Origin of the sequence: Streptomyces sp. B21-083 (genome assembly GCF_036898825.1) — a bacterium.
In the GTDB taxonomy this organism is placed as follows: domain Bacteria; phylum Actinomycetota; class Actinomycetes; order Streptomycetales; family Streptomycetaceae; genus Streptomyces.
In genome coordinates this window covers 4,388,369-4,402,664 of record NZ_JARUND010000001.1, presented here as the reverse complement: position 1 = coordinate 4,402,664, position 14,296 = coordinate 4,388,369, and the positions used below count along the sequence as shown (strand labels likewise).

The 14,296-nt window shown below is 70.9% G+C and carries 10 protein-coding genes; 1 reads left to right on the top strand and 9 read right to left on the bottom strand.

All coding sequences use genetic code 11. The features are described from left to right. Nucleotides 1–28: 28 nt before the first annotated feature. The 3 genes from QA861_RS19635 to QA861_RS19625 all read right to left on the bottom strand — a co-directional run bounded on the left by QA861_RS19635 (nucleotide 29) and on the right by QA861_RS19625 (nucleotide 6,850). Entirely contained in the window at nucleotides 29–988 is a 960-nt protein-coding gene (locus QA861_RS19635) for a pseudouridine-5'-phosphate glycosidase (RefSeq protein WP_334589634.1), read from the bottom strand. A gap of 81 nt (nucleotides 989–1,069) precedes the next feature. After that, nucleotides 1,070–5,326, bottom strand: a complete 4,257-nt coding sequence (locus tag QA861_RS19630) for an amino acid adenylation domain-containing protein (protein WP_334590625.1) — start codon at nucleotides 5,324–5,326, stop codon at nucleotides 1,070–1,072. 231 nt (nucleotides 5,327–5,557) lie between these two features. After that, nucleotides 5,558–6,850, bottom strand: coding sequence for a CynX/NimT family MFS transporter (locus QA861_RS19625; RefSeq protein WP_334589633.1), 1,293 nt, complete (start codon nucleotides 6,848–6,850; stop codon nucleotides 5,558–5,560). A gap of 135 nt (nucleotides 6,851–6,985) precedes the next feature. On the opposite strand from QA861_RS19625, the gene QA861_RS19620 reads away from it, so the two are divergent. Further along, entirely contained in the window at nucleotides 6,986–7,663 is a 678-nt protein-coding gene (locus QA861_RS19620; protein WP_443041509.1) for a FadR/GntR family transcriptional regulator, read from the top strand. A 145-nt stretch (nucleotides 7,664–7,808) separates the two neighbouring features. Here QA861_RS19620 and serC read toward each other — a convergent pair whose 3' ends face one another. From serC to QA861_RS19590, 6 genes are all read right to left on the bottom strand, one after another. Next, nucleotides 7,809–8,927, bottom strand: a complete 1,119-nt coding sequence (gene serC / locus QA861_RS19615) for a phosphoserine transaminase (protein ID WP_334589631.1) — start codon at nucleotides 8,925–8,927, stop codon at nucleotides 7,809–7,811. A gap of 352 nt (nucleotides 8,928–9,279) precedes the next feature. Then, nucleotides 9,280–10,509 (bottom strand): cytochrome P450, encoded by a 1,230-nt coding sequence (locus QA861_RS19610; RefSeq protein ID WP_334589630.1) that lies wholly within the window; start codon nucleotides 10,507–10,509, stop codon nucleotides 9,280–9,282. After that, on the bottom strand, nucleotides 10,506–11,159 hold the full coding sequence (locus tag QA861_RS19605; protein ID WP_334590624.1) for a GTP-binding protein: 654 nt from the start codon (nucleotides 11,157–11,159) through the stop codon (nucleotides 10,506–10,508). Before QA861_RS19605 ends, QA861_RS19610 begins: the two co-directional genes overlap by 4 nt. Before the next feature lie 121 nt (nucleotides 11,160–11,280). After that, the gene (locus tag QA861_RS19600) at nucleotides 11,281–11,652 is read right to left on the bottom strand and encodes a DUF742 domain-containing protein (protein ID WP_334589629.1); all 372 of its coding nucleotides are present in this window, start codon (nucleotides 11,650–11,652) and stop codon (nucleotides 11,281–11,283) included. Further along, complete coding sequence (locus tag QA861_RS19595) at nucleotides 11,649–12,119, bottom strand: roadblock/LC7 domain-containing protein (RefSeq protein WP_334589628.1); 471 nt, start codon at nucleotides 12,117–12,119, stop codon at nucleotides 11,649–11,651. Before QA861_RS19595 ends, QA861_RS19600 begins: the two co-directional genes overlap by 4 nt. Next, nucleotides 12,116–14,119, bottom strand: coding sequence for an ATP-binding protein (locus tag QA861_RS19590; protein ID WP_334589627.1), 2,004 nt, complete (start codon nucleotides 14,117–14,119; stop codon nucleotides 12,116–12,118). Before QA861_RS19590 ends, QA861_RS19595 begins: the two co-directional genes overlap by 4 nt. Nucleotides 14,120–14,296 lie beyond the last annotated feature (177 nt).

The window sequence follows — 14,296 nt, the reverse complement described above, 5'->3', positions numbered from 1 at the left end:
TGGGTCTGCGTGCGGGGCTGGGCCGGGGTCACCGGTTCTCCTCGCGTCGGAGCCGGGCGTGGGCCGCGGCGAGCCGGCCGCCGACCTCGGCGGTGTGGATGAGTACGGCCATGTTGGCCAGCGCGGACCGTCCCTCGGTGGCGCGGTCCACGGCACGCATCACGTACTTCGTGACGGCGCCGCCCCGGACCCCGTCGTCGGCGGCGCCGCGCAGGGCCCCGGCGATGGCGGCCTCGATGTCCTGCCCGTCGATCGCGTCCTCCTCCCGGGTGGGGCTGGTGACGAGGACACCGCCGGGGTTGCCCAGGGCCCAGTGGGTCTCGACGGCACGGGCGATCAGGGCCTCGTCGTCGAGGCGTTGCGGCGCGCGCAGTCCGCTGGAGCGGCAGTAGAAGGCGGGGAAGTCGTCGTAGCCGTACGAGATGACGGGGACGCAGTGGGTCTCCAGGAACTCCATGGTCAGGCCGAGGTCGAGGATCTTCTTCGCGCCGGCGCAGACGACGGCCACCTTCGACCGGGTGAACTGGATCAGGTCCGAGGAGACGTCCATGGTGGTCTCGGCGCCGCGATGGACGCCGCCGATGCCCGCCGACGAGAAGAAGGCGATCCCGGCGAGTTCCGCCGCGACCAGCGAGGACGCGACGGTCGTGGCTCCCATACCGCCCGAGGCGAGGACGGCCCCGAGGTCCCTGCTGCTCACCTTCGGGATGCCCGGTGTGTCCGCGAAGCGCTCGATGTCCGCGTCGGTCATCCCGACCAGGATGCGACCGCCGTCGATGCCGATGGTGGCGGGCACCGAGCCGCCGGCCCGTACGGCCTCCTCCACCTTGCGGGCGGTGGCCGCGTTGTCGGGGTAGGGGAGCCCGTGGGTGATGACGTTCGACTCCAGGGCCACCACCGGGTCGCCGTCGGCGAGCGCCGCCGCCACCTCGTCGGTGAACACCAGGGGCACCGGACGGTGTCCGTGTCCGCGTGCGGGGAGCGTCATGTGAAAGGTCCTTTGCTGAAGGTCGGGCACTGACGGGTACTGGAGGCCGGGCGGCGGTCGAGGCGGTGGAGGTGATGCCGGTCAGTAGTTGGGCGTCTTGCGCAGCAGGTCCTGCCGGTCGACGATCTCGGGCACGTAGACCCGCTCGTTCCACACGTCCTGGGTGACGGGTTCGAGTGCGATGGAGACGACATCCTCCTTGCAGCCGAAGGCGTTGCGCACTGCCGCGGTGACCGCGGTGACCAGTTCCCGTTCCTGCTCGTCGGTGATGGGCACCGGGAAGTGCTTGATGTTGATGTGGGGCACTCCGACCTCCTGGAGAACGGCGTGGGCCGGCCGGCCCGGACGCGTGGACGTGGTGGCGGTAGCGGTGGTGATGGCGGTTTTGATGCCGGTGGTGACGGCGGTGGTGAGGGCGGTCGTCGCGTCGATCCGGGCGTTGAGGAGCGCGGCGAGTTCGGCGGCGTACGGCTCGCGCAGCAGTTCGTAGTGGCCGGCCCGCAACTGGTGGACGGCGGGCGGGCGGGTGGAGAACCCGCCCCGGCGCTCGCTGCGCTCGATGAAGGAGTAGTTGTCGTCGGTCGCCTTGACGAGCGTCATCGGGGCGTCGAGGCGCCGGCCGATCAGCTCGTCGAACTCGTAGGTGAAGGAGTAGGTCTGCCGGACGACGCCCGTGACCGCCCGTACGAGGTCCTCGCTGAGGCCGGGGAAGCGGGCGGTGACGAAGGCGACGAAGCCGTCCTCGTCCCGGACGGTCCGCTGGGCCTCGTCCAGTGCCGGGCCGCCGACCGTGCCGGCGAAGACCGAGAAGAGAATGGCGAGGAAGGCACGGTCGCCGAAGTCCGCGCGGTGGCCCGCGCCTTGGGCGTCCTGGGGGCGCAGCCGGGGCTGGCCGGGGGCGACGAGGAACAGATGCTCCACCCGCTCGCCCGCCTGCTCCAGCTGGTACGCCGCCTCGAAGGCGACCCGGGCGCCGAACGAGTAGCCGCACAGGAGGTAGGGGCCGTGCGGCTGGATCTCACGGATCGCCTCGACGTCCGCGGTCGCCATCTCGCGAACGGTGGCGTACGGGACCTCGCCGCTGTTGATGCCGTACGCCTGCACCCCGTGGACGGGCCGGTCGGTGCCCAGGGCGGTGGCCAGCGGGCGCAGGTTCATGGGGTAGCCGCCGAGGCCGGGCCAGCAGTGCAGGGGGGTGCCGGTGCCCTCGGGCTGGAGCGGCACCAGCCGGGTCAGCGGCGCGGACGTCTCGGCGTCGAGGCGGGCGGCGAGCTTCTCGACGGTCGGGGCCTCGAACAGCACCTGGAGCGGCATCGGTTGGCCGAAGTCCGCCTTCAGCCGGCCGACGAGGGCCACGGCCAGCAGGGAGTTGCCGCCGAGTTCGAAGAAGTCGTCGACGACGGAGACCTGTTCGCGCTTGAGCACCGTCTGCCACACATCGCGGACCCGGCGCTCCGAGCGCGTGCGGGGGGCGACGAACGCTCGGCCGGACAGGGCCAGTTCGGTCTGCTGGGACGCTTCGAGCGCCTTGTTGTCGATCTTCCCGTTGGCGGTGAGCGGCAGCCGGTCCAGGATGACGATCCGGTTGGGCAGCATGTAGCGGGGCAGCAGTCCGGCCAGGTCTTCCTTGATCAGCTCGGCCGGCCCCTGCATGTGGACCGAGTCCTCCTTCATGTCCTCGCCGCGCAGCTGCTCCTCGCTGACTCGCCCGCCCACGAAGAAGTACGACGGTCCGGTGGGCAGTCCGCAGTCGGTGAGGATCCTGCTCAGCTGCTTGGCCGAGGGCAGATCGTTGCCGGACTTGGAGCTGTAGCCCGAGGACATGAAGCCGAGGCCCAGGTCGTTCATCTGGAGGCGCTGGAGTTTGCGGCCCAGGTCGAGGTACTGCCGCCAGGAGTCGGGGCTCGTGGCGACGAGGCTGATGCCGAAACCGGCCCGCTCGTGGACCCGCTGGTTGATGGCGATGACGTGCTTCCTGGCCACCAGGTCGTCGGAGATGCGTACGAGGCTGCCGGCGGTGTACCGGTACTGGCCGGCCGGGAGACCCTCGACCCGGCCGGAGTGGGCCTGGACGTAGATGTCGTAGCCGGCCGTGCTCTCGGCGGCGTCGGCGGCCGCAGAGGTGCTGGGCAGGAGTTCGAACGTGCCCAGGTAGTGGTCCTCGTCGGCGCAGTCGAGGCGGTCTTTGACGGCGGGCCGGTACTCCGTGGCCGCGATGCCGAGGCCGTGGGCAGGCAGGATCTCCTCGAACAGGCCGACCATGTGCCCGGCCTCGATCTCCAGGACCTCGCGGATGTTGTTGCGGTAGACCGGTTCGATCGCCCGGTGTTTGCCGAGAAAGTGAACCCTCGCGTGCGGAGTCCGGGGACTCTGGGGCGTCTGGTGTGTCTCCGTGTCCGGGAGGGCCGGGCCGACGAGCACCAGGTGGTGGTGGAGCGGGTGGTAGTAGTACAGGCCTGCGGGGATCCCGCCCACGCCGTCGAGTTCGAGGTACAGCTGCGTGGCGTAGAGGGAGCCGGGTGAGGCGTAGGCGTACTTGGGCAGCAGCCGCTGGTCACTGACGTGGCGGCCGAAGTTCCGCAGGAGCGTGCCGAGTTCGGCCCGGGTCAGGTCGGCGAGGCCGCGCGCGGGGGGCTGCGGCCGGGTGCGGGGTGCCAGGAGTCGCAGGATGTCGTCCCGGCCGACCGTTCCGCCCTCGTAGAAACGGTAGGTCTTGCGGGCGAAGGCGCGGGCGCGCTGCTCGGGGGTGGCCTCGGCGCCGGGGAGTTCGACCACGGGCCGGCCGTCGAGTTCGCCGGCGTCACGGCAGCCGGTGTGCGCCAGTTGGGCCCTGACCTGGAGCCTGCTGCGCTTGGACTGGTGGTGGGAGCCGTGGTTGCCCTGGTCCATCACGGCGGCTTCCTTGGGGTTGAGCTCGACGAAGGCCACCAGGTTCTGGAACCCGGTGGCATCGTTGTCGTGGAGCAGGACGGCCGCGCCGCGGACCCAGTCGTGGGTCTCGATCGTCTGGCGGATCTCGTCGAGTTCGACCCGGTAGCCGCGCAGCTTGACCTGGTTGTCGGCGCGGCCGACGAACTGGACCGTGCTGTCGGCGTTGAAGTGGGCCAGGTCGCCGGTGCGGTAGAGCCGGGCTCCGGGGGCGGTGGAGAAGGGGTCGTCCACGAACCGGTCGGCCGTGAGGTCGGGGCGGCCGAGGTAGCCGCGGGCCACCTGGACCCCGCCGACGTGCAGTTCGCCGATCTCGCCGATCGCGACCGGCTTCCCCTGCGGGTCCAGGATGTGGAAGGTGGTGCCGCTCACGGGCGTACCCACCGGCATGGTGCGCGGTCCGTCGTCCACCGCCGCACGGTCCACGACGAAGGCCGAGGCGTTGATGGTGCACTCGGTGGGGCCGTACAGGTTGACCAGCCGGGCTGTCGGCATGGTGTCGAGGCACTGGGCGGCGAGACTTCGGGAGAGCGCCTCGCCGCCGCTGAATATGTGGCGCAGGGAGCGGCAGGCGGAGAGGTCCTCGGTGTCGAGGAGCGCCTGGAGGAGGGTGGGGACGCACTGCAGGGTGGTCACGCCGTGCCGCCTGATGGTGGCGATGATCGCCTCGGGGTCGCGGTAGACGCCGGGGGCTCCCATCACCACCGTGCTTCCGCAGGCGGGGGCGAGGATCTCCCACTGCGCCGCGTCGAAGCTCATGGGGGTCTTCTGGAGGATGATCTCGCCGGCGTCGATCGCGCCCTCGGTGTGCAGCCAGCGCATCTGGTTGACGATGCTCCGGTGCTCGACCATCACGCCCTTCGGCTTTCCGGTACTGCCGGAGGTGTAGATGACGTAGGCGAGATCCTCAGGCCGGGGCTTTTCCCCGTTCCAGCTGATCCGGCTACTTCTGCTGCTCTGCTTTTCGCTGCCGCCTTTTCCGTTCACTTCCGGCGACTGGAACACTTCGGCGAGGGTGACGGTCCGGACTCCCTCGGGTGAAAGTTCCTGGAGGGCGGGCCGGAGTAACTCCTGGGTGAGAACTATTTCCACTCCGGCGTCCGCCATCATGTACGCGATGCGCTCGCCGGGGTATTCCGGGGAAAGCGGTACGTAGGAGCCGCCGGCCCACAGGATTCCCCAGACCGTCGTCATCAGGTCGAGCGATGGTTCCATGAACACGCCGACGCGGCTGTCCGGGGCGACACCCGCTCGCCTCAGGAAGGCGCCCAGTTCCTGGCTACGGCTCATGAGCTGCGCGAATGTCAGGCTCTCGTTCTCATGGACGACGGCGATCCGGTCCGGTGAGAGGCGTGCCTGTTCGGCGAGGAGGTCGGTCAGGCAGGTGGCGGCGAGACGAGTACCGGGCATCACATCTGTGCTCACTGGTTTCCCTTTTCCGCATGAATGGGCATAGCTGGAGAAACGACGGAGAAACAATGGTGCTTCTGGTGCGGGTTTCGGAATTTCTCGCCGACCGGCTGTGCGGGGCGACTTCAGCAGCAGTTGTGCGCGAACCGAATTGTGCGGGGCAATCTTGCTGCTGCTTACTTATTCAATCCAAGAGCATTGTCGCTGTACAGTCAAGAGGCTTCTGTCTATTCAGCCGATCTGGCGATTACGGCCCGCCAGCAGGCCCGCCGCGATCTGCACGAGGGTCAGCAGCAGGACGAAGCCAAGGGGCAGTCGCCAGCCGTCGGAGCGGTCGTAGAGAACGCCCACGACGACGGGCCCGGGGATCGACAGCAGATAGCCGAAGCCCTGTACGAAGCCGGAGAGCCGGACGACGGAGGCGCCGTCCCGGCCGCGCATGCCGATCATCGTCAGGGCCAGCGGGAAGGAGCAGTTGGCCACGCCCAGGAGGAACGCCCAGAGCCAGGGCGTGGATGCCGGATCGGCCCACAGACCCGTGAATCCGGCCAGGCCGCACACGCCGATCGCCGCCGCGATCCCGCTCTGGTGCCGCAGCTTCCCGGCCAGGGCCGACAGGGCGAAGGAGAGGGGCACGCCGAGCAGCGAGGTGCCCGAGAAGAGCAGGCCGGCGGTCTGGGCGGAGAGGCCGGAGTCGCGGAAGATCTGGGGCAGCCAGCCGATGATGATGTAGGCGGAGCTCGCCTGTAGCCCGAAGTAGGCGGTGAGCGCCCAGGCGGTGGGATCCCGGGAGAGCGGGCCCCGGGGCGGAGGCTGCTGCGGGGCGTCCGCGTCCACCGGGTCCGGTCCCGGCGGTGGCCGGCGGCGGGCGAGGGCCAGCCAGGGAGGCACGGCCATGGCGGCCAGTACCGACCAGGCCCCCAGGCCGTACCGCCAGTCGCCGCCGAACGCCTCGGTCAGCGGGACGGTCACGGCGGCGGCGGACGAGGCGCCGGCGTTCAACGCCATGGAGTACAGGCCGGTCATCGCGCCCACCCGGTCGGGGAAGCGCTCTTTGACGACGGCCGGGAGCAGCACGTTGGCGATGGCGATGCCGGCGAGCGACACGGCGGTCAGTACGACGAACAGGGCGGGGTCGGTGGCGAACGGCCGAAGCGCGAGCCCGGCCGTCAGTACCGCTCCGGCGACGGCGATGGCGCCGGCCGCGCCGTAACGCCGGGCGAGAGCCGGGGCCGTGGAGCCGATCAGGGCGAAGCAGGCGGCGGGGATGGAGGTGAGGACCCCGCTCGTCGTGCCGCTCATGGACAGGCTGTCGCGCACCTCTTCGAGGACCGGCCCGAGGCTGGTGACCCCCGGCCGCAGGTTCAGTGCCGCGAGTACGAGCGCCGCCAGCGCCAGGCGGCGCGTGTTCCGGGAGGTGGTGAGTGGGGTGGTGAGGGGGGTGCTGGGGGCGCTGTCGGAGGCGTTCGGGGAGATGTGCGGGTCGGGGTGCGAGGCGGGCCTGTTGGACTCACTCTTCGGCATAGGCCCTATCGTAGACTCATCCCATGACTCGATGTCTAGTGGTTTGTAGGTAGAGTCATGGGATGAGTCGATGAGACGATGACGCGATGAGTCGCAGAGAGGTTCATTGGGTGAGAACCGACGTAGTCTGAGGAGATGACTATGGATCCCGTTCGCCGCCAAGCGCTTTCCGACCAGGTGATCACCCGGTTGCGGCGGCAGATCACCTCCGGCGCCTGGCCCGTGGGCTCGCGCATCCCGACCGAGACGGAGTTGGTCGAACAGCTCGGCGTGGCCCGGAACACGGTGCGTGAGGCGGTCCGGGCCCTGGCGCACACCGGCCTGCTGGAGATCCGCCACGGCTCAGGGTCGTATGTGCAGGCGACCAGCGAACTCGCCGGCATGATGCGGACCCGCTTCGAGAAGGCCCGGCGGGAGGACGTCACCGACGTCCGCAGCGCCCTGGAGATCCGAGCGGCGCGGCTGGCCTGCGCCCGCAGGACCCCGGACGACCTGGAGCGGCTCGAACTCCTGCTGCAGCAACGGCAGGGGGCCTGGTCGGCCGGGGACCGGGTCGGTTTCGCGAACGCCGACGTGGCCTTCCATCTGGCCGTCGTCACGGCGTCGCACAACACCGTGCTGGCCGAGTTGCACGCGGACCTGGGCGAGGTGATCCGGGACTCGCTCCTCGACCACTTCGGCGACACCCTGCGCCCCGAGCAGTTCCAGGACCATGCCCGCCTCGTGGAGGCGATCCGCGCACGCGACAGCGACCGGGCGGCGTACGAGTCCGGCTCCTACATGGACTGCGCTCCCGCCGAGAAGTACGAGTGACGTTCGTACGACTGACGTTCGTACCGGTGGCGTTCGTACGAATGACGGTCGTACGGGTGACGGTCGCTCTTCTCCGGGTGCGGGCATGACGAAGGGGGCGCCCGGTGACCAGCACCGGGCGCCCCCTTCGTCGTACGGGAGAAGGTCAGAGCTTCTCGATCACGTAGTCGACGCACTTCGTCAGCGCCTCGACGTCCGCCGGGTCGATCGCCGGGAACATCGCCACGCGGAGCTGGTTGCGGCCGAGCTTGCGGTAGGGCTCCGTGTCGACGATGCCGTTGGCGCGCAGGACCTTGGCGACGGCGGCGGCGTCGATCTCGTCCGAGAAGTCGATCGTGCCGATGACCTGCGAGCGCTTCGCCGGGTCGGTGACGAACGGGTTCGCGTACTTGACGTCCTCGGCCCAGCCGTACAGCGTGCGGGACGAGGTGGCCGTGCGGCGGACCGCCCAGTCCAGGCCGCCCTGGCCGTTGATCCACTCCAGCTGCTCGTTGAGGAGGAACAGGGTGGCGAGGGCCGGGGTGTTGTACGTCTGGTTCTTGCGCGAGTTGTCGATCGCCGTGGGGAGCGAGAAGAACTCCGGGATGTGGCGGCCGGACGCGTGGACGCGCTCCGCGCGCTCGATCGCGGCCGGGGAGAACGCGGCGAGCCAGAGGCCGCCGTCCGCCGCGAAGGACTTCTGCGGGGCGAAGTAGTAGACGTCGGTCTCGGTGATGTCCACGGGCAGGCCGCCGGCGCCGGACGTGGCGTCCACGAGGACGAGGGAGCCCTCGTCGGCACCCGCTACGCGCTTGATGGGGGCGGCGACACCGGTGGACGTCTCGTTGTGCGTGTAGGCGTACACGTCGACGCCCGCCTCGGCCCGCGGGTCCGGGTGGGTGCCCGGGTCCGAGGAGATGACGGTCGGGTCGGCGAGCCAGGGGGCGAGCTTGGCGGCCTTCGCGAACTTCGAGCTGAACTCACCGAAGGTGAGGTGCTGCGACTTGTTCTCGATCAGGCCGTGCGTCGCGACGTCCCAGAACGCGGTCGAGCCGCCGTTGCCGAGGACGACCTCGTAGCCGTCGGGGAGCTGGAACAGCGCGGAGATGCCCTCGCGTACCTTGCCGACCAGGTTCTTGACCGGGGCCTGGCGGTGGGAGGTACCGAGGAGGGAGCTACCGGTGGCGGCCAGCGCGTCCAGCGCTTCCGTCCGCACCTTGGAGGGGCCCGCGCCGAAACGTCCGTCGGCGGGCTTGATGTCAGCGGGAATCTGGATCTCAGCCACGGAGGGAGCGTAGCCCTTCCGGGAAACGTGGAGGAAACGTGGTCCGTCCGGTGAGACGCGCTCCGCGGGTTTGGCGGGGGTTGGGGGGCGCCCGTTTCTGGGGGCTGTGCCCCCAGGCCCCCCTTTCGGCCTGAACGGCCTCGTCCTCAAGCGCCGGACGGGCTGGAGGTGTGGGCCGGTGTGGGGGTGAAGCGTATCTGGGGGCTGCCGCCCCCGGGCCCCTGCTCCGGCCCTGAGCGGGCCTTGTCCTCAAGCGCCGGACGGGCTGGGGGTGTGGGCCGGTGTGGGGGTGGTGCGTATCTGGTGGCTGCCGCCCCGGGGCCCCTGCTCCGGCCCTGAGCGGGCCTTGTCCTCAAGCGCCGGACGGGCTGGGGGTGTGGGCCGGTGTGGGGGTGAATCGGACCGGGAGTTGTGTCAGGCCCCGGAGCCAGGGGGAGGAGCGGTGCGTCAGGGATTCGGCCGGGACCGCCAGGTCGATGTCCGGGAGGCGGTCCAGGACGACCTCGATGCCCGTTCTCGCGATGACCTCCGCGACCTCCTGCGCCGGGAACGGGCAGCGGTGTTCCCCGTGGCCGAAGGAGAAGTGGGCGTTGTTGCCGCCGGTGAGGGCGGAGCCGTCGGTACGGACCTGGGGGTCGGCGTTGGCGCCCTGGAGGCCGAGGAGGAGCAGGTCGCCCGTACGGATGTGCCGTCCGCCCAGGCGGGTGTCGCGGGACGCCCAGCGGCCCGGCATGGTCTGCACGGGCGCGTCCTCCCACAGGACCTCGTTCATCGCCTCGGCGACACTGCTGCGCCCGCCGAAGAGGGAGGCCGCGAACCGTTCGTCCGTGAGCATCAGGCGCAGGGAGTTGCCCATCCAGTCGGCGGTGGGGTCGTTCCCCGCCGCGATCATGATCATCAGATCGTGCGCGACCTCCTCGTCCGTGAAGCCGTACGGGTTCGCGAGCATCCGCGAGGCCACGTCGTCCGAGGGCCGCACCCTACGGGCGGCCAGCAGCCGGCCCATCGACTCGATCAGGTACCGCTGGCCCGCCATGCCGCTCTCCTGCCCGCCGGTCATGGCGAGCGCGGCGGAGACCAGGGCGGGCCCGTCCTCGTCGGGGAAACCGAAGAGGCGGGCCATGACGCGTACCGGCAGTCGCGTCGCGTACTCCTGGACGAGGTCCGCCTGCCCCCGGGCACAGATCGAGTCGATCAACTCGTCCGCGAACTGCTCCGCGTACGACCGCAGTTCGACCGGGTCGGCCCCCTCCAGCGCACCGCCGATCATCGCGGCGCGCTCACGGTGGCGTTCGCCGACGGTGTAGAGGACCGAGGGCTGTCGGCGGCCGATCATCGGCAGGTGCGGCCAGTCGGCGGGGATCCTCTCCCACTGGTTCCACAACTCCGAGTCCCGGCTGAACAGCACTGAATCGCCGGTGACTTGATGCAGTTCGCGGTAGCCGAGCACCAGCCACGCGGGTACGTCCCCGTCGAGCAGCACCGGTGTCACCGGCCCGTGGTCGCGCCGCATCTCCCGGTACACCCGGTCGGGTTCGGTCCGCAGCCGGTGGCCGTCGAGGGGGACATGGGCGGCGGTCACCGGGGCAACTCCTCGTGATGTGCGGCCACTTGGCCATCGTACGAACGCATGTGTGCAGGGGTAGGTGTATCCGTCGTCGGTGACGGGGGCCGCGTCGCACGCTGGTAGCGGTGTTTCGCGTGTTCCACGAGTGCGATCAGCACCCGCTTGCTCGAATTCCGGGCGCGCGCGTCGCAGTGTACGAGCGGTACGTCAGGGTCGAGGTCGAGTGCGTCGCGGATGGCCTGCGGGGCGAAGTCCTGGCCGCCGAAGTCGTTGCGGGCCACGACGAACGGGGTGCCGTGCTGTTCGAGGCGGTCGATCGCGTACCAGGAGTCGTCGAGGCGGCGGGTGTCGACGAGGACGACCGCGCCGAGCGCGCCGGCGAACAGCCGGTCCCAGAGGAACCAGAAGCGCTCCTGGCCCGGCGCCCCGAACAGATACAGCACGTTGTGGGCGTCGAGCGTGATGCGGCCGAAGTCGAAGGCGACGGTCGTGGCCTTCTTGTCGCGCACCGCGCTGACGTCGTCGACGCTCTCACCGGCCCGCGTCATCGTCTCCTCGGTGCTGAGCGGACGTATCTCGCTGACCGACCGGACGAGCGTCGTCTTGCCGACGCCGAAGCCGCCGACGATCACGATCTTCAGCCCGTTGTCGGCGGAGGCGCGCAGGGGCGGCCGCGGGTCGACTTCCGCGCGGTGGTCCACGCGGTCCACGCGCTCCACGCGGCCGTCCGTGGCGTTGCACGTGGCGTTGTCGCCCGGGCGGTTGTTCGCGCGGTCGTCCGCGCGGTCAGAGGTTGCGGAGTCCAACGAGCACCTGCTCCAGGATGTCGGGGTCGGTGATGGCGGTCCGGCGCGGATGGCGGGCGCTGACGTGGCCCGCGGCGAGGAGGTCGGCGAGCAGGACCCTGGTGATGCCCACCGGCAGCCGCAGCACGGCGGCGACCTCCACCACCGCCGTGGGACGCTCGGCGAGACGCAGGATCGCCGCGTGCTCGGACTGCATCCCCGGCACCGGACCGGACTCGGCGACGACCAGCGTCACCAGGTCGAACGGGTTGTCGGGTGCGGAGCGGCTGCGGCCTCCGGTGAGTGTGTAGAGCCGGTCCGGAGAATCGTCCCTTCCCGGACGGTTCCCGGGTTGTCCCCCCGGACCATTCATGCCGTAGGCGGCTGAGTCGTACGGGGCTGAGTCGTACGGGGCTGTGTCGTCCGGGGCTGGGCGCGCAGGTGCTCCCCGAGCTGCTCGACGAGTTCGCTCATGTTGTGGCCGACGAGCCCGGTGTCCGCGTCCTCGGTGGTGACGACGGCCAGGTGTGCGCCCTGGCCCGCCTCGACGATGAACAGCACCCCGCCGTAGAACTCCGTCATCGCGGTACGCACCCCTCCGCTGCCGTCCCCGAACTCCACGGACGCGCCGTGCGACAGCGACTGGATACCGGCGGCGATCGCGGCGAGCTGGTCCGCCTGGTCCACGGACAGTTCCGGCGTACGGCACAGTTTCAGACCGTCCCGGGACAGCACGAGCGCGTGCCGGGCACCCGGGGTGCGCTCCAGGAGGCCCTCGATGAGCCAGGTCAGTTTCTCGTCGGCGGTCGTCGGTCCGGGGCCGAGGCCAGTGCCGGTCATGGGGTGGGGTCGCCTTCCGGGTGGGAGGTGGTGATGGGGGGTGAGGCGGCGGGCGGTACGGGCGCGGCGGAGGGCGGGGGTGGTGGCTCCGGGCTGGTGCTGCCCTGGAGGGCCGCCTGATCGGGCACGGTGCCGCGCACTGCCTGCCGGAAAGTCCCGAAACGGGCCACCCGTTCGCGCGTGTCGTCGGGGTCGGGGGGCGCGAGCGGGATGGAGAACCTCGACTCGTCGGCCGGTGCGGCCCCCCGGGCGCGTTCGGCCGCGGCGAGCGTACGGCCCCGGCGCCGCTGCGGCAGCCCGTCGGAGGGCATCTCCGCGGCGGGGCTCTCCGGCTGCTCCGGGGCGTGGTCGGGGGACTGGTGAGTCGGTACGGGGTCCGGGTCCAGGTCGCTGACGGCGGCGCGGGCAGCTGTGTACGACTGGTCCGCGTAGGGCCGTTCCGCGTACGGCTGCTCCGCGTAGGGCTCCTGGGACTGATGCTGGTCCGCGTACGGTCCCTGGGTGGAGGGGATGTCCGCGTACGGCTCCTGTGTGGAGGGCCGTTCCGCGTACGGCTCCTCGGGGTACGGCCATTCCGCGTGGCCCTCTTCCGCGTACGACACCGGCAGGTGCTGTCCCTGCCCCTGTCCCTGCCCCTGCCCCTGTCCCTGTCCTTGTCCCTGTGCCTGGTCCTGGGTCTCGGAACGGGCTTCCCAGGGTTCGCCGGGAGTGGGTGCGGGGGCCGCGGGTGCGTCCGGTACGGGCGGTGTCATCCGCGTCGGCGGTGTCGGCAGCGGCGGGGCCACGACCGCGTCCCCGGCCAGGATGTCCTGCGGGATGAGCACCAGGACACCGGTGCCCCCGCGCGCGGAGGGGCGGAAGGAGACCGTGAGGCCGTACTTGCGGGCCAGCTTGCCGACGACGGAGAGGCCCAGGCGGGTGCCGGTGAGGCCGCCGAGCCCGATGCCGTCCGCGTTGCGCCCGCCGCCCTTGGTGTCGTTGCTCCCGTCCTCCCCGGAGACGGCCCGTTCGGCGCGGCGCAACTGCACGTCGCTCATGGCCAGGCCGCTGTCCTCCACGGAGACGATGATCCCGGCGGGGACCTCCTCGACGTACACGTGGACCTCGGCTGTCGGCGGCGAGAAGTTCGCGGCGTTGTCGAGAAGTTCGGCCAGCGCGTGCATGACGCCCTCGGCGGCGTGTCCGGCGACGGCCGCCGCGCTGGCGGAGTGCACGCGCACACGCTGGTACCCGCTGATGCGGCCCATGGCGCCCCGCAGGATCGACTCCATGACGATCGGGCGGGCCCAGCGGCGGCCCGAACGGGCGCCCGAGAGAACGGCGACGGAGTCGGCGAGGCGGCCCGCCTGGGCGGTGCGGTGGTCGAGGTGGAGGAGGTCGGCGACCACGTCCTCGTCGGTGTGCCGGTCCTCCATGGCGCGCAGGTCGGCGAGAGTGCTCGTGGCCAGCGCCTGCATCCGGCCGGCCGCGTTGGCGGTGGCCGCGAGGGCCGCCGCCCGCTCCTGGTTGGCCCGGCGCAGCTCTTCGGTCAGGCGGGCGATGTCCTCGGTGAGCAGGGTGAGCTCGTGGGCCTTCACCTGCTGGAGGCGGGTGAACTCCTGGGCGGAGGCCTCGTGGAGGCGGACCCGTTCGCGGACGAGGTCGGCGGACACGCGCGCGCGTTCCCGTTCCAGATCGGCGGTCAGTCCGGCCCGTACCTGGTTCAGCTCCTCGGTGAGGCGGGCCCGGTCGTGCAGCAGACGCCCGGCGTCGTCGCTGACGGCCGTGAGCCGACGCCGCGCCAGACGGGCGGACCGGATGCCGTGGGCGGCCACGGTGACGGCCGCGCACAGCAGCAGCGCCGCGCCGGCTCCGCCCAGGGCGAGCGGGACGCGTGCCTCGTTCGACGCCCGGGAGACCGCGCCGGCCACCGCGAGCGCGGCGAGTACGGCGGTGAGCAGCGGGGCGGGCAGGAGAGCACGGTAGGCGGGGCGTTCGCCTGGCTGGCGGGGCGCGGTCATGAAGCGGTCCTCGGTCGGTTCCTCGGTCGGTTCCTCGGCGGTGTGCTCGGCTGCGTCCTCGGTGCTGCTGCCTGGGCCAAGGGGCCCTGCGGGGTGCCTGTGCAATCGGGTTGTGAGCGAGATGTGACTGATGGTGTTCAACTCGCCGCAACTATAGGGGAGTTAGTGAGCGAATTT

Coding starts and splice junctions, on each gene's coding strand:
- QA861_RS19635 (WP_334589634.1), bottom strand. CDS start 988: ATGACGCTCCCCGCACGCGGACACGGACACCGTCCGGTGCCCCTGGTG.
- QA861_RS19630 (WP_334590625.1), bottom strand. CDS start 5,326: ATGCCCGGTACTCGTCTCGCCGCCACCTGCCTGACCGACCTCCTCGCC.
- QA861_RS19625 (WP_334589633.1), bottom strand. CDS start 6,850: ATGCCGAAGAGTGAGTCCAACAGGCCCGCCTCGCACCCCGACCCGCAC.
- QA861_RS19620 (WP_443041509.1), top strand. CDS start 6,986: ATGACTATGGATCCCGTTCGCCGCCAAGCGCTTTCCGACCAGGTGATC.
- QA861_RS19600 (WP_334589629.1), bottom strand. CDS start 11,652: ATGAATGGTCCGGGGGGACAACCCGGGAACCGTCCGGGAAGGGACGAT.
- QA861_RS19595 (WP_334589628.1), bottom strand. CDS start 12,119: ATGACCGGCACTGGCCTCGGCCCCGGACCGACGACCGCCGACGAGAAA.
- QA861_RS19590 (WP_334589627.1), bottom strand. CDS start 14,119: ATGACCGCGCCCCGCCAGCCAGGCGAACGCCCCGCCTACCGTGCTCTC.